Source organism: Rhodococcoides sp. S146-33 (genome assembly GCF_059489205.1).
Genome location: NZ_JCAJWY010000005.1, coordinates 190681 through 206126, shown reverse-complemented (window position 1 = coordinate 206126; position 15446 = coordinate 190681). Strand labels below are relative to the sequence as shown.

Genomic DNA, 15446 nt, shown 5'->3' with positions numbered 1-15446 from the left:
AGCCCCACTGCTCACACCTCGCACGCGTGCCTCGCGGCTCACACCGGCAACTCGGGCATCGCGCTCGTCGAGATGAATAGGGTGGGTAGGACGATGCACGGCCGAAGACGCGAAGGAGTGGATGGACATGGGCGTAACTCTGGCCAAGGGTGGCAATGTCTCACTGACGAAGGAAGCACCGAACCTGACCGCCGTCTCCGTCGGGTTGGGCTGGGACGTCCGGGCGACCACCGGTGGCGACTTCGATCTGGATGCCAGCGCCATCGGCCTCGGCACCAGCAAAAAGGCGCTGAGCGACCTCTATTTCGTCTTCTACAACAACCTGCGCTCGCCCGACGGAGCCATCGAGCACACCGGCGACAACCGCACCGGCGAGGGAGAGGGTGACGACGAGAGCATCGATGTGGACCTGGCGGCACTGTCCCCCGAGGTCGACTCGATCGTCTTCCCCGTGTCCATTCACAACGCGGACGCCCTGGGGCAGAACTTCGGTCAGGTGGTCAACGCCTTCATCCGCGTTGTCGACAAGTCCGACGGACGCGAGCTCGCCCGCTTCGATCTCAGTGAGGATGCCTCCACTGAAACCGCCATGGTCTTCGGTGAGCTGTACCGCCGCGGTGCCGAATGGAAATTCCGCGCCATCGGCCAGGGTTACGCGTCGGGCCTGGAAGGAATCGTCCGGGACTTCGGCATCGACGTGGGCTGAACATCTTTCGCGAACCGTCCGGATTGAACCGTCTCGATTGGACAACGGATTCCGGCAGAACTTGTGACGTCGAGATGATGTGTGGTGGTATCAGCGCAACCGCAACATAAGTCACATCAGTCACAGGAGTCACACATGTCTCGACGCCTCAGCCGTCTGGCGGGCGCGCTCGCGCTCTCCTGCGCGGCATTGCTCGCCATCCCCGCTACCGCGGCAGCCGAGCCGGCACCGGCGGATCCGCTGGCCCAGGCAATCGCGGCACTGCAGGGTCAGGGCGGTGCTTCGCTCGCCGCAGCCAATGCCATCGCCGACTCGCGCACCCCGGTCGCCGAGGACGCGTCCGCCGATCCCTTCGCCGCGCTGGACGCAGCGAACAAGGCGCTCACCGACTTCGGCATCACCCCGTTCTTCTACCCGACAGCGGCTATCAACTGCGCTGCCACCCCGGGCGCGCCGCTCGGTATAGTCCCGGGCGTCGCGGGCGGAGCAGCAGGCCCGTGGCCGCAACTGAAGGCACCCGTACCGCTGCCGATTCCCGATCTCAACGCCGTCGACAAGGGCGAAACGATGTTCGCATTCGTCCCGGCCGGCATCGTGAACGACTCGGCCGACAAGTCCGGCATGCAGGTGGCGTGGTTCAACGTCAATACCCTGCAGGGTGGCTTCGCCGATTTCGGTGGGCTCGCCACCACTCTCGCCCAGTCGATCCTCGACAACTCCGGCATTCCGGCCGAGTTGAAAGAACTGGCCCGGCCTCTCGTGGTCAACGCACTGAACGCGTTGCCCGCTGCCGGTGCCCGCGCCGTACCCGTCGACACCGGATCGGGAACCGTGCTGGCAGCGGTGTTCGGCACGGTGAACCACAAGGCTCTCGACGGTAGCGACAAGAGCTGCTTCTTCTTCCCCACCGTCGGTCTGGTCGACGTCGCCTGATCTCGAACAAAGAAAAGCCCTGCAGCGCATGCGCTGCAGGGCTTTTCTTTGTTCAGACTCGGACGACTCGGCCCAGCCGTCCTAGGACTGCCTGCATCTCGGTGCGTTCGGAACGCGCAGCCCAGGGGCGCTGCCGGTTTCTACCCCGCATCTGCATCACGGCACCTGTGAGGAGGTCACCGTTGGGGGCGAAGTGCACCCGAACGAGGTCGTCGAGCGAGCGCCCCAACACCAAATCTCTGACGCCACCGCGGAACCCGTGCGGAAGCAGTGGCGCGTCGGGTTCGTTGTACTTGCCTCCGACGAACACCGGACGAGCGGTGCGAAAGTCACGGCACTGCGCGATGAAGCCGTGAAATGCGCGCCCTCGCTCACGCCCGTAATAGGCAATACCCACTCGCCCGGATCCGGTGGCGGTGATGGCGCCGAGGCGGGCATCGCGCACTCCCGGTGCGGAGACAACCACCGGCCTCGACCAGGTCACCGTTCCATCGGCGGACCACGCGGCATGAAGCACCCCGTCGCGGTCCGGCCACACCACGTACACGTTTCCCTCGTCGTCGACGGCCGTCGACTCCGGCAGCCGATAACGCGAACCGAGCAACAGGAAATGCAGCGGGTTGTGGTATCTCGCCAGGGCCGACCCCGGGACCATGCGGACATCCCAGGTCAGGCCCTCGTCGCGACTGACTGCCACTGCGAACCGCCGACCGTAACGGCCACCGATGTAGACCGTTCCATCCGGGCCGACGACGCCCTTGCCGAACGTGACGTACTCGCGGCTCGGCAGACCGGGGATGTTCTTCGGATCGATGTCGAATCCGCCGGCCACCTCCCACTTCACGCCGCCGTCGTACGACCGCCAGATCACCTGACGAGTCACATCGACCAGCGGTCGCACGCGCAACGCGAACGGCGTGGGAGCAGATAGGTACGTCACTCTCCCACTGCTCGAATTACGTGGTCCAGCAAATATTTTTGCGTTCATTCGAGCTTTGGAGGCCACCTTTCGGATGCGCCAGGTCTCACCTCGGTCGTCACTGACGCCGAGAACGAATCCCGTCCGAAACAGATGCTGCGGTGCTGCGCCGAATCGGCCGACATGGAAGAACAGTCGATCGTCGACAGCGTCGAAGTACAGATACGGCCGACGCCGACCGTTCTGCATGCCCACCGGAACCGATGCGCGCCATGACTTTCCGGAGTCCGACGACCGCAACACACCGATCCCGTCGACGGTGAACGCGGGGGCGAGAAAGACGGTGTCGTCCGACGCGACTCCGAGGGTGCAGGCCGCCGAGCCGTACTCGGTATAAGAGATGTCGGTGATGTAGTCGGCCGAGGCGGCAGCGCTGGTCGAGGAACGTAGACCTCCCCGATAACCCGAGGCAACCCTGGGCGTCACGACACCGACCGTGCGATCTCGCGGCGTCGCGGACGGAGGTCGAGACGATGCATTGAATCAGGCTAGCGGGGATACGGCGAGTAATCGCCGAGGCAATCGAAGAAGTCCTCGGCCCGTCGTGGTGAAACTTCACAGAACCGAACTGATCAGTTCGTAATCCGCCCCGTCACGCCGCGGCGCTTAGGATTTCTCCTGTGCCCCGCGAACGACGTAGCCCCGAGTCGACGCGTCTACACCCGACCGATGCGCGGACGTACTGGATGGCGTCGAAGATCCCGAGCGACCAGTTTCTGCTGTACTGCTTCGACTCCGGGCCCGACGATCTCGATGCCGAGGTGGTCCGACTGCGCGAGCGCAGCGCTCGCATCGACGTACTGCGCCGACACGTCACCGAGGCACCGCTCGGCCTCGACTACCCCCGGTGGACGTCAGCGGATCCGCGCACCGACGCGATCGTCGTGCACCGGACACCGCACACCTGGCGGCAATGCCTCGGGGCGATCTCGTCGTCGTTCGAGCACCAGGTGGACCCCCGAGTATCGGTGTGGTGCCTGCAGGTGTACTCGAACGTCTCCGACGCTCCAGGCGGATCAGGGCCGACTACCGTTGCTGTACTTCAACTTTCGCATGCTGCCGCCGATGGCACCCTGGCGTCGAAGACCGCCCGCGACCTCTTCGGTACACATCGACTCCCGCCGGTGATCGGGTGTACTTCGCGTTCCTCCGGGACCGAACTCGCGTCCACAGTGCGTGCTGCTGCACTCCTTCCGGTACGCGTGGCGCTGATGATTCGCGGCGGCCTACGAGCTCGACGGGACGCGATGGCCCTCGGGCGAGCCACCGACTCGGGTTCGATCCCGCCGCCTTCGCGATCGCGAGCCCTGACAGCCCTGGACGTTCCGCCCACCGGCCGGACGTCCGTGCGGACCATCGTTCTGGCGAAGACCGATCTGCAGGCTGTGGGCACCACGGTCACCACGTTCGCCCTCACCGCCATATCGGTTGCACTGCAGGGCTTTCTCCGCGCTCCTTGCGATCTGGCCGCAGAAGTCACGCTTGCGCGACAGGCGCGTGGACTCGCGCGCAACAACTTCGGCAACGTGGGAATCGGGCTGTTCACCGCAGAACCGGACATTCGCACGCGCATGATGCTCATCTCGCAGGATCTGACCGCGCGAAGAGTCCGCGCGAGCCATCCACTGGCGGAGGCAGCTCGCTTTTCGCAAGACGACGTCGAAGTACACGTGCCGGCGTTTCTGGCCGAATGGGGAGTAGCGCAGTTCGATCCGACGGCGTCGCCACCGACGGTCACCGGCAACACTGTCGTATCCAGCGTCACGCGCGGCCCTGCGGACCTCACCCTCTGTGGCGGATCCGTCCGATTCACCGCAGGCTTCCCCGCGCTCTCCCCCGCCATGAGCCTCACTCACGGAGTGCACGGCATCGGCGACACGGTCACCATCGGCATCACGTCCAACAGTGTGGCCGTACCCGACCCGGACCGCTACGAGGCGCTCCTTCGCGACGCCATCGAGGAGGTACGTGCAGCCTTGACCTGATCGGGACCGAACTGCCAGGCAGTTCTCAGCGTTAGGCGGGCACCGGGCTCAGGTTCGCCCGGCAGACTCGACACCATGAACCAGGATCAGGTCACCGTGCTCGCCGTCGGAGGTACCGGAGAATCGCATCCGTCCGACCACCGGACACGCGTCACCGGGCTGCTCGCCTGCGTCGTCGGCGAGCTCGATGACCGCTTCTTCGGCCGATGGGTCGGCTACCCGGCGTCGTACGGCCCTGTCGCACTGGGCGGGCTGTGCTTCCGGCACAGTGCCGACATCGGTGTCCGCCGCCTCCGCCGCGCCGTCGAGGGCACTACCGGGCCGATCGCGTTGATCGGGTATTCCCAAGGTTCTACCGTCGTCCGCGAGGTACTCGGGCTCGTCGCCGACGGAACGATCGACGGCACTCGGATAGTCGCTGCGGGCTTGGTGTCCGATCCCCAGCAACCGGCGGGTGCGGTGAGCGGATGCGCTGGACGCGGCGTCGCAGGCACGGGTCCTGCTCTACCCGCGTCGATCCCGGTTCGGTGGATCGGCCTCGAGACCGACATGATCTGCAACGCCAGCGACGACAGCCTGATTCGCGACATCGCCGACCTCACCCGCTGGATGTCGTTTCGCACCTCGAGAATCTGGCTACGTGAGCTGTGGACGTTGTTGCGTAGCAACAGCTTCCAGAACGCGACCCGGACTCGCTTGCGACCTTCGCAGTGGGTGAAGGATGTTCGACGCCTCCGCACCGCGGCCACCGAGGTGGCCGGCTACCTGCCGCAGTCGATGCGCTGGCACCGATTCCAATGGGCCAACCCCGGCGGTGGCCGGCACATCGCCTACGCGCGTGAACCGTACGACGGTGAACTCACCGGATGCCAGGTACTCGCACGCTGGCTGGGCGAGCAAGAAGATCAGCGGCAGCACTCCAGCGAAAGGGCTCGGCCGACAGCGCGGGTGGCCTAGATGAGTTCATTTTCTTTTGCACAGGCAGAAAATGTGCCCCACGGGATCGCGGTACACCCAGAACGAGGGTTGCGCATGGTCGATGAGTTCGGCCCCCGCGTCGACGACGAAGTCCCGTGCCTGTTCCATGTCGTCGACCACCAGATCGAGATGAATCTTGATGCCCTCGCTCGGCCAGTCGATCGGCGTGAAGTCGGGTGCCCGCTGAAATGCCAGACGCAGTTCACCGGGACCATGGATCACCACCCAGTCGCCGTCGTCGCGAACCGGCTCCCAACCGAGGATCGTGCTGTAGAAGCGGGCCAGCTCAGCGGGTTCCGGGCAGTCCAGCACCGTGTAGTCGACGGTGATTCTCGGGGTCGTCATGGCGACAGAGTATCTATCAGCCGCCGACAGCAGGCGCGATTGTCTCGAACCACGCCTCGTGCAGATGCTGCTCCCAGTGGTTCCACCAGTGCACACCGGTACCGGTGATCTTGACGTTGGGTCGACCGCCCGCGGCCTGCAGCAGCGGAACGAAAGCACGGCTGCTCATGCCGGCGGCCGTCTCGAGCGGCACCATCTGAGCGAACTTGACCGGGTCGAAGCGGCTGCTGGCAGGGTTGAACACAGGGTCCGTCGCCGGTGAGCCACTTCCCGACGAGACGAAGACTGCCGTGTTGCGCAACGCCCCGACGTTGAGGGACGGGTCGTTGCGGATCCAGTCCGCGGACGGCCAGGTGCCCCACATGTTGCGAGCGTTGCCGCCCATCTCGCCGACGGCCACCGAGATGCCCTGCGCAAATCCGGGGCTACTCGCAGTCGGGTAGCCGCTGAACGATGCCACGGCCTTGAAGAAATCCGGACGATGCGCGGCCAGGTTGAGCGCGGAGGTGCCACTCATCGACAGTCCGGCGACGGCGTTGTTGACGTTGTCACTGCCGAAACGATCGGCCATGACGGGCGGCAGTTCCTGAGTGAGGAAGGTTTCCCACTTCACCCGTCCGAGCTTGGGGTCGTCGCGCTGCCAGTCGGAGTAGAAAGTTCCGCCGCCGCCGAACGGAATGACCACGTTGACGTGCTTGTCGGCGAAGAAGCTCTCGACGTCGGTCTCGATGAGCCAGCCGCTGTTGTTGTCGGGCGCGCGCAGCCCGTCGAGCAGATACAGGGTGGGCGCGGGTCCCCCACCGGCAGCTTTGAGGACCTTGATCGGAATGTCCTTGTCCATCGACGGCGAGTAGACGTAGACGAGCTCGGAATCGGCGTTCGCCACACCGGTCCCCATCAGCACCGTTGCCATCGTGGCGACCAACACCGCCACTACAGCGAGCACCAGACTTCGTATCCGAGCATGCAGCATCGACATTGTCCCCTTGTTCGTATCCAGCCCCACCGTCCCGGGGAGAGTAACAGCCCGGTCACGGTAGCGCTTCTTCTAGCGCAGAGGGCTGTCGACGATCCACCACGCCGCGTGGGGCGGCAACCACACCGATCCGGTGTCGTCGACGCGCAGATCGTGTTGCGACAGCACCTCGGTCGGGGCCGGTATACCGAGCTCGATCAGCTGCGCGTGAGGAAAGGGCCGGTGCTCGGCCGTCACGTTGTAGAGGCAGACCAGGGTGCCGCTCGGATGACGCCTGCGCACGACGAGCAGACCGTCGTCCGATTCGGTCTGCACGTCCACCGGCGCCTCGGCGTGCAACATCGGCAGACACGCGCGCACCTTCGCGATTCGAGCGATACCGTCGAACACCCGCTGCGCGTCGCTCCCCTGCTCGAACCGGCCGCCGCGGTCGGCGTCGGTGACGCGGGGACGATGCACCCACCTGTTGTCCTCGGCATGAGCCGGTTCGTCGGCCCAGTTCGGGTCGCCCGGGGAGCCGAGCTCGTCCCCGCTCCACACGACGGGAATGCCGCCCCAGCCGGCAATGATGGCGTGCGCCAGGAAGATGCGCCCGAACGCGCCGTCGGAATCCAGGCAGGACGGGCCCAGGCCGGTGAGCGCGGCCGCGGTTCCACTGATCCGTCGGTCGCCGGTGTCGGGGTTGTACTGGAACACCAGGCCTTCGGCCCAGGAGCCGTCGAATTCTCCGGAATACCAGTCGGCCAGAAAGTGCCGATGGCCTGCGCCCGAAAGCCCGAGTGACGCCGCGTCGCCGTCGTCGATGGCCCAACCGATGTCGTCGTGGCAGCGAACGTAGGTCACCCAGGTTCCACTGGGCGGCGTCGGGGGCAGCGACGCCAACGCGTGACGCGCCAAAGCTGTACTGCCCGTTGCCAACATCGACCAGACCTGCACCATCAACGAGTTGTGGTAGGCAATGTCCGACACTCGTCCGGTGTGCCGCCCCTGGCCCAGGTACGGCAGCAGATCGCGGGGTCCGACGATCGCCTCGGCCTTGAACAACGTGGCCGGAGCAGCGAGTCGAGCGGTGGCGCGCAAGGCCTGGGTGACGGCATGCACCTCGGGTTGGTTCTGGCAGTTGGTTCCCAGCCGCTTCCACAGAAATGCGATCGCATCGAGGCGAAGCACTTCCACCCCGAGATTGGCCAGGTGCAGCACGATGCCCGCGAACTCCTGCAGCACAGCAGGATTGGCCCAGTTCAGATCCCACTGCCATTCGTTGAACGTCGTCCACACCCACTCGCCGAGTGTGTCGTCGAACGTGAAGCTGCCGGGAGCGAAGTCGGGAAACACCTCGGGGAGAGTGCGCTCGTACGAGTCCGGAGTGGTCCGATCGGGATAGATCAGGAAGTAGTCACGGTACTTCGGATCACCGGCACGCGCCTTGGCAGCCCACTCGTGCTCGCGCGCAACGTGATTGAGAACGAGGTCGACCACGAGACTGATGCCGCGCCCACGCAGGGTCTGGGCTAGTGTCCGCAGATCCTCGTTGGTACCCAAGTCTTCTCGCACCGAGCGGTAGTCCATCACCGCGTATCCGCCGTCGTTGTCGCCGGGCCGGGGCTGCAGCAGCGGCATCAGGTGCAGATAGGTGACACCGAGGTCGGTCAGGTGGTCGAGTCGCTCACCGACCCCGCGCAGCGTCTCTCCGTACCGGTCGACGTAACAGGCATAGCCGAACATGTCGGGCTGCTGAAACCAGTCGGGCTCGAGCAGTCGGCGCTGATCGAGCCGGTGCAGATCCTCTGCCCGGGCAGCATAGGCGCGGGCAGCCGTCTCCACCAGGCCGGCCGCGACGCCATCGGGATCGGGGTAGACAGCGGTGACCGCGTCGTGCAGATCGGGAAACCACTGCTCGAGACGCAACTCGAACGTCTCGCGTCGGTGTGCGGGAAGTTCGTCGAGGATCTCGCGGGAGACGTCGGAGACGGCGTGGTGAACCATGGACTCATTCTGGCATCGACCCCAGCGTCCAGACGCGCATACATCCGGTTACCGCGGGGTATCAGAGCGGCATGTCATTGCTGAGCCGCACGGTCGACACGATCCTCGACAGAGCAATCGTTCCCGGGTACTCCCGGATCGGTGCCACGGTGCGTCGCCGGTTCTGGGCCGCCGATCCGACGCCGTTTCCCTCCCCCATCGACATGGTGGTGACCGGTGCGTCGTCCGGTCTGGGAGCCGCCACCGCGAAAGAACTCGCGCGGCTCGGGGCGCGGGTGCACCTGGTGGGTCGATCCGCCGAGCGACTCGAAACCGCGGCCGCGGCGATCAGATCCGAGGTGCCCGACGCCTCGCTGGTGGTGCGTGAGTGCGACGTCAGCAACCTCGATTCCGTGGCCTCGTTGGTCGCGGCGTTGGCGTCCGAGCTGACGGCGGTGCACGCGCTCGTTCACTGCGCCGGAGTGATGCCGGACGAGCGGCAAATGTCGGCTCAGGGGCACGAATCCGCTTTCGCTACGCATGTTCTCGGTCCGGTCGCGCTGACGGTTGGACTGCGAGAGTTGTTCGACGCCGGATCGCGGGTCGTGTTCGTCTCGAGCGGCGGCATGTATGCAGTGCCTCTGCAGAACTCCGACTTCGAGTACGAGAACGGCAAGTACTCCGGCATGACGGCGTACGCACGCACGAAGCGAATGCAGGTGGTGGTGGCCGAGCAACTGGCCGAACGCTTTTCGCTCGAAGACGATCCGGTGGTGCACAGCATGCACCCGGGCTGGGCGGCCACTCCGGGCGTCACCGGTTCGATGCCGCTGTTCGGTTCGGTGATGAAGCCGATTCTGCGCAGCGCCGACGACGGAGCCGATACCATCGTCTGGCTCGTGGCCGCCGATCCCGCGTTGACCAGCACCGGCACATTCTGGCACGACCGCGCGCCGCGCCCGACTCACTACCCTTCCTGGCGGGGAGATTCACCTCGCGTGCGAGATGCTTTGTGGGCCAGCGTGGTCGAGGCTACGAGAATGGAGATCTGAGAGTCTCACTGCTGTACCGTGGGCCGCCTTCTCCCACCGACTGTGTTCCGAACGAGCATCAGCAGTGTCAAGCCCATCCCCCAGCCGAGCATGCACAGAATGACACCCACTCCGGACTGCCCGGTGACATCAGTACTCGCTTCGACGCAGAACGCCGTCGAGAATCCCACCGTCGTGCCCAACGCAGCAACGTGTCCGCCGGTCTTCGGCCATCGTGACAGATGCGCGGTGAGTAGACACAGCAACAAGACCGTCGCACCGCACGCTGCGACTTGCCATGACGGGAACTCGTTCGGGGCCGGGAGACCCGGGCCACGGACTTCGCCCTGGTAGTCGGCAGACCAGCTCAGCCACCCTGCACACGCGGCGAAACCCGATGCGACAGCGATAGATCCGGTAGCCCACAAGCTGAGCGGACCGGTTCCCCTTCCTTCTCGACGCTTCGTATGGACGGCCCACAGAACAAGAGCCCAGAACGTCGACGGCACCCCGACGAAAACGAAGACTATCCACAGAAACTGAGACCACGAAAAGTCGGCTGCCATATCTCGACGCTATCCGACGAGCACCGAATCGCTCGGATCACAGACCCAGCAGATCCGCTGATCTTCGCAACCGCACCAGCACTTGAAGATCGAGAGCGTCGTCCGGGTTGCGCCACTGCGTACCGATCAGCCGGTCGATTGCCTCGAGTCGTTGATAGAGGGTGTTGACGTGCACACCCAGGCTCGACGCAGTAGCCGAATGATGCCGTCCGTGTGCGAGATACACCGACAGCGTCTCCATCAAGGGAACCCCGCGCTTGTTCTGCTCCGCCATCAGAGGGCCCAGCAGTTCGTCGGTGAGCTCGTCCAAATGCTCACGGGCCATGTGGCTGAGCAGGATTCGATAGATCCCAAGACCGCGGGCCGAGGACACTTCACCGTCCCTGCCCAGGGTCGTCAGCACGTCGACGGTTTGTTGCGCCTCGCGGAATGCTGTTGACAGGGCGTCGGCACCTCGCGCGGGCTCGGAGATTCCTACCGTCGCTCCGGTGTTGATCATGCGGCGAACGGCAGCAGATTCTCGGGCTGGTACGACCAGTAGAACCCTCGAACCCTGCTCCGCCACAACCGAACCCGGAGGTAGCGCTATGGCTTCGAACTCGGCTCTCGACGCATTCCCTTGCCCCACTGCCACGCAGTACGTCACGTCCGGCGTCAGTCCGGCACGGTGGAACTGCCTGCGTTCGTCATCGGGTGACGAGGTGGGATGAAGAAGCAGATCCACCAGAAAAGCATCCTGCGCGCGGCGTGCCGATTCCGCTGCGGCCCGCTCCTCGGCCAGCGATAACGCAAGGGCCGGCGTGGCCCGATCGAGAAGCAAACGGGATTGATGGTCCTCGGGTCCGACGGAGATCAACACCCCCAGAAAGTGACCCGCTGCCACCACCCGGTGAGCGGTCATCGCGTCGTCGACGGCCGTCTCCGCGCCCGCCCTACAGCGGTCGACGAGAGTGTCGACCGTTGTTGCGGTGTCCTCCAGAGCAGCCGGCACGGACGCAACATCCGCCACGAAGTACGCCGGGCGTCCGGTGGCCGCAGCGACCTCGCGCACCAAACTCCGCACACCGCCCCCTTGGAGCACGACCTGGGTCAACGTGCGGTCCCACTGCAGCGTTTGTTCCAACTCCGCAGTGCGAAGGGATAACTCGGTGTTGAGAGTTTCGAGCTTGTCGATCGCCCTAACGTTCTCGATGGCGATGGCTGCGTGTGCAGCCAGTGCCGACAGCAGTGCGATCTCACTGTCTGCGAAGTCCCGCTCCGACCGTTTGCACGCGAACAGGGCGCCGATCACGCGGTCGCCCACCCGCAGCGGTACGCCCAGTAAGCCGCGCATGTTCTCCGACCGCGCAGCACTGTCCGCTCCCGTGATGTGCCGAAATGCAGGTTCGCTCTGGTAGTCGGGGGTCCACGACGGCGAGGCACCGCGCACGATCAGCCCAACGAGCCCCTCGTCGAGCGTGAGTCTGATGCCCACGAGCTTCGGCGTCAGTGCACCGCTCGTGACTTCGATGACGAACTCGTTCCCGTACACCGAACCCATGTAAGCCAGATCCACGCCCAGAAGTGTGCGCGCCTGGTCCACCACTTCCTGCAACAGAATCCGGTTGTCTCGCACGGTTGTCAGGCGCACTGCGATGTCGTTGAGCGCCGAGAGTTCGGTGCTGCGCTGTTTGCGCTGATCGAGCAATGCGCGCAGCCGCGACGCCGCGTGCGCCTCGGCACCGGGATGCGCTCGACGGTGGGCTTCGAGTTCGTCGATGGACGCGTCGTCCAGCAGCAATTCCATCCATGACTTCGCGGGCGACATAGAGGAAACCTACATTGGCCGAGACCCAGGTCACAGCTAGAGTCGAGATATGTCGCTCGTCGAACAGTTGTCGAAGTCTCTCCCCGCGGACCGCGTCGTCGTCGATCCCGACGTCATCGCGTCGTACCAGCACGACGAGGCGGAATGGGCTCCGTTTGCGGTACCTGTTGCCGTCGTGCGGCCCCGTAGCGCCGAAGAAGTGCAGGCTGTCGTTCGTGCATGCCTGGCCCACGGCGCACCCGTCGTCACTCGCGGGGCGGGCACCGGACTGTCCGGCGGCGCAAATGCCACAGAGGGATGTGTCGTACTCGCCCTCGACGGCATGGACGCGATCAAGGAGATCGACCAGCTCGAGCGATACGCCGTCGTCGAGCCGGGAGTGGTCAACGATCACCTGCGAGCCGCGGTCGCCGAGCAGGGTCTCTGGTACCCACCGGACCCGGCCAGTGCACCGTGGTCGACCATCGGCGGCAACGTCGCCACCAACGCGGGCGGGCTGTGCTGCGTGAAGTACGGCGTCACCCGCGATTACGTCATGGGCATGCAGGTCGTCACCGGAACCGGAGAACTGGTGAGGCTCGGCCGCAAAACCGCGAAAGGTGTTGCCGGCTACGACCTTGCAGGTCTGATGGTCGGATCGGAAGGCACACTCGGCATCATCACCGAGGTGACCCTCAAGCTGCGCCCGCTGCAGGACCCGCAGCGGACCGTCGCCGGGTACTTCGACTCGATCGTCGACGCCGGTCGTGCCGTGGCCGCGGTTGCCGCCGCCGGATTGACGCCCTCCGCGTTGGAGCTGATCGACAAACAGTGCCTCATCGCCGTCGACGCCTGGAAGAACATGGGCCTGTCGGTCGAGGCGAATGTGGTGTTACTCGGGCGGATCGACGATCCAGGGCTCATCGGAGACCAGGAAGCCGAGAAGATGCTCTCGTGCTTCGACGAGGCCGGGGCCACGTGGTCTGCGGTCTCGACCGACCAGGAGGAGGCCGACGCGCTGTTCGCGGCCCGCCGGTTGGCGTATCCGGCGATGGAGCGACTGGGTCCAGTACTGACCGAGGACGTGTGTGTACCGAAGAAGCATGTGCCCGAAATGCTTTCGCGTATAGAGCAGATCGGCCTGCGGTACGAGACTACGATCGCCAACATCGCCCACGCCGGTGACGGAAACCTGCACCCACTGCTCATCACACCGCACGACGACCTTCCGGCCCGCGAGCGCGCACAGGCCGCCTTTGCCGAGATCATCGACGCTGCTCTGGAACTCGGCGGCACCGTGACCGGTGAGCACGGAGTGGGGCTACTCAAGATGGACGGCCTGGTACAGGAACTCGATCCGGTGGTGTTGGACATGCACCGCGCGGTGAAAAAGGCACTGGATCCGCACGGAATCCTCAACCCGGGAAAGGTGTTCGCGTCCTGAGGGCCTTACTGTTGCGTTCGCAGACTTCCGTTGTGGAGCACGGTCACCAGCAGACTCGGCAGGCCGTTGACCAACAAGAGAACGGCCACCATGAGGCCCATCGCCAACCACGGCTCGGTCAGCCAGAAATGGTTGCCGAGCTGTAGCGCACCGACAATACTCAGTATCCATCCGGCAGCCTGGGCACGTCGGGCACGCTGGGCAGGTCTGACCGGATACGAGCCGTTCACGGTGGGCAACCTACGGCCGTAGTTTTCACGAGATGCAATTCGAGCTGCCAGGACGTGAAGCAGTACAGCGAACGTGATGGCACACAACGCAAGCGACATGTACTCGCCTCCCCTTCCCGCTGCCGTCCTCGCGCAGTCTCCCAGCCTGGAACGATAGACCGATGACGACCAAGCTGACCATGGACTTCGGATCTACGTTACCCATCGGGTGGACCGAACTCGACCGAACTGTGCAAACGCAGCACTGGTCGGTGTTCAACAGTAAGTTCGTATTTCGGCCCGGGACCACACCTGAGTCGTGGCCGGCCATTGCCGAGCCTGCGCCCTCCATGACATTCGACCTGGACGCCCATACCGTCCGCACGACGGCCTCGTGGTCTGCTCGGGTCGACGCCGTCAACGCGGAAGCTTTGCGCTGCTTCGTCACCGAGTTCTCGGACAACCCGACCTTCGTCGTCCTGGACTGGCAACACCCCGGTTACAGCTTCGACGCGGAAGCGCACGCCGACGCGGCCGAGAACGGCGAGTGGCGGGTCCCCGTCCACCCGAACGGTGACTACTACATCTTCGCCCGCGACGGATTCACCGAAGGGACCTTCGGCCACCCGTGGGAACGCACCTTGTGTGTCTTCGGACCGCGCATGGTCGCCACGCTCGGTCGCACCTTGGCAACGTGGCTTCCCACGATCCGCGTCGACGGTTAACAGGTCGGCGGCGACGAATGTAACCGAGCCCGACCCGCCTGGCCTTGGCGAAGCTGTAGGGGCAGCGTGCTTCTCAGGTCGAGATGATGGTTCTCATATCGAGATGATGGGTACTGCGCCGGTCGTCGCCTCGCTCACGTCCAGTGCCTCAGGTTCGACGACAACGTCTCTTACGCAAGCCATTCCCACACCAGCCGATCTCCCTCGACGTACGGCTGGAATTGGCTCCACAGCGAGATCCGCATCGCGATCGGCGTGTTGCGCTCCAGAGAGAAGGCCAAGTCTTCGAGCATCGCGCTCGCCGACCGCCAGATCGGTGGCCGCCATGCTAGGTCTGCATCCGGCCACAGATTGACGCAACCGTGGAGCGGACCCGACCGAGTGTCGACGAACAGTGTGTCGGCGTCATCCTTGGCAAACGGAACGAACCCCGGCAGCATCGTGCGGGCGGCGGACCCGGCAGGTTTGTTCATCTCGGCTGCGAGGTCGACCGACGGTCCGTATTCGGGGTTTCTGTTGGACCGATCCCAGAACGCGTGAGTCTTCTCGACCTGCGAAAGTGACAACAGCTCAAAGTTCGGAGGCAGGAGCAACATGCCCCGGCGGTCATCAGCTCGTTCGACACATCGGTAAAGTTCTCGTACCTCTTCGGGCCACGCACACGTCGCGGCCTCGGCTTCTGCGATCGCTTCGTCGGAGGCACCGAAATACTGGACCCCCAGATTCGCCGTCAGAAGCCGTGACAGCCGGGCCCATTGGCGAGTTACCGAGCTTGGACGGGTCGCCCTCAGGAGCCGCTTGACATCCGCGGAACCGAA

15 protein-coding genes are annotated in these 15446 nt (G+C 64.8%); 7 read left to right on the top strand and 8 right to left on the bottom strand.

Annotation, left to right across the window (positions count from 1 at the left end):
* The first annotated feature begins 127 nt into the window (after positions 1–127).
* On the top strand, positions 128–706 hold the full coding sequence (locus AC5WEY_RS20600) for a TerD family protein (RefSeq protein ID WP_057475524.1): 579 nt from the start codon (positions 128–130) through the stop codon (positions 704–706).
* Between the two features lie 135 nt (positions 707–841).
* Complete coding sequence (locus AC5WEY_RS20595) at positions 842–1639, top strand: hypothetical protein (RefSeq protein ID WP_057475345.1); 798 nt, start codon at positions 842–844, stop codon at positions 1637–1639.
* Positions 1640–1691: 52 nt separating this feature from the next.
* Here AC5WEY_RS20595 and AC5WEY_RS20590 read toward each other — a convergent pair whose 3' ends face one another.
* Entirely contained in the window at positions 1692–3044 is a 1353-nt protein-coding gene (locus AC5WEY_RS20590) for a sialidase family protein (RefSeq protein WP_495647306.1), read from the bottom strand.
* 194 nt (positions 3045–3238) lie between these two features.
* Between AC5WEY_RS20590 and AC5WEY_RS20585 the strand changes: the two genes are divergently transcribed.
* Both AC5WEY_RS20585 and AC5WEY_RS20580 read left to right on the top strand, forming a co-directional pair.
* A complete protein-coding gene (locus AC5WEY_RS20585) occupies positions 3239–4603 on the top strand; it encodes a WS/DGAT domain-containing protein (protein WP_495647305.1) in 1365 nt (454 codons plus the stop codon).
* Positions 4604–4678: 75 nt separating this feature from the next.
* On the top strand, positions 4679–5560 hold the full coding sequence (locus AC5WEY_RS20580; protein ID WP_495647304.1) for a PE-PPE domain-containing protein: 882 nt from the start codon (positions 4679–4681) through the stop codon (positions 5558–5560).
* Positions 5561–5566: 6 nt separating this feature from the next.
* Here AC5WEY_RS20580 and AC5WEY_RS20575 read toward each other — a convergent pair whose 3' ends face one another.
* The 3 genes from AC5WEY_RS20575 to AC5WEY_RS20565 form a co-directional block, all read right to left on the bottom strand.
* Entirely contained in the window at positions 5567–5926 is a 360-nt protein-coding gene (locus tag AC5WEY_RS20575) for a VOC family protein (RefSeq protein WP_495647303.1), read from the bottom strand.
* Positions 5927–5942: 16 nt separating this feature from the next.
* On the bottom strand, positions 5943–6899 hold the full coding sequence (locus AC5WEY_RS20570; protein WP_495647359.1) for an alpha/beta hydrolase: 957 nt from the start codon (positions 6897–6899) through the stop codon (positions 5943–5945).
* A 75-nt stretch (positions 6900–6974) separates the two neighbouring features.
* A complete protein-coding gene (locus AC5WEY_RS20565; RefSeq protein ID WP_495647302.1) occupies positions 6975–8888 on the bottom strand; it encodes an alpha-amylase family protein in 1914 nt (637 codons plus the stop codon).
* Between the two features lie 71 nt (positions 8889–8959).
* On the opposite strand from AC5WEY_RS20565, the gene AC5WEY_RS20560 reads away from it, so the two are divergent.
* Entirely contained in the window at positions 8960–9919 is a 960-nt protein-coding gene (locus tag AC5WEY_RS20560) for an SDR family NAD(P)-dependent oxidoreductase (RefSeq protein WP_495647301.1), read from the top strand.
* 5 nt (positions 9920–9924) lie between these two features.
* On the opposite strand, the gene AC5WEY_RS20555 is transcribed toward AC5WEY_RS20560, so the two are convergent.
* Together AC5WEY_RS20555 and AC5WEY_RS20550 are read right to left on the bottom strand one after the other, a co-directional pair.
* Positions 9925–10464 carry a hypothetical protein gene (locus AC5WEY_RS20555; RefSeq protein ID WP_495647300.1) on the bottom strand — a complete coding sequence of 180 codons (540 nt, stop codon included), beginning with the start codon at positions 10462–10464 and terminating at the stop codon, positions 9925–9927.
* A 37-nt stretch (positions 10465–10501) separates the two neighbouring features.
* Positions 10502–12271, bottom strand: a complete 1770-nt coding sequence (locus AC5WEY_RS20550) for a helix-turn-helix domain-containing protein (RefSeq protein WP_495647299.1) — start codon at positions 12269–12271, stop codon at positions 10502–10504.
* Positions 12272–12320: 49 nt separating this feature from the next.
* On the opposite strand from AC5WEY_RS20550, the gene AC5WEY_RS20545 reads away from it, so the two are divergent.
* Positions 12321–13694 (top strand): FAD-binding oxidoreductase, encoded by a 1374-nt coding sequence (locus AC5WEY_RS20545; RefSeq protein ID WP_495647298.1) that lies wholly within the window; start codon positions 12321–12323, stop codon positions 13692–13694.
* A gap of 5 nt (positions 13695–13699) precedes the next feature.
* On the opposite strand, the gene AC5WEY_RS20540 is transcribed toward AC5WEY_RS20545, so the two are convergent.
* Positions 13700–14023, bottom strand: coding sequence for a hypothetical protein (locus AC5WEY_RS20540; protein ID WP_495647297.1), 324 nt, complete (start codon positions 14021–14023; stop codon positions 13700–13702).
* Positions 14024–14085: 62 nt separating this feature from the next.
* Between AC5WEY_RS20540 and AC5WEY_RS20535 the strand changes: the two genes are divergently transcribed.
* A complete protein-coding gene (locus AC5WEY_RS20535) occupies positions 14086–14628 on the top strand; it encodes a DUF2716 domain-containing protein (RefSeq protein WP_495647296.1) in 543 nt (180 codons plus the stop codon).
* 170 nt (positions 14629–14798) lie between these two features.
* Here the strand turns inward: AC5WEY_RS20535 and AC5WEY_RS20530 are convergent, their stop codons facing one another.
* Complete coding sequence (locus AC5WEY_RS20530; protein WP_495647295.1) at positions 14799–15194, bottom strand: hypothetical protein; 396 nt, start codon at positions 15192–15194, stop codon at positions 14799–14801.
* Between the last annotated feature and the right edge of the window lie 252 nt (positions 15195–15446).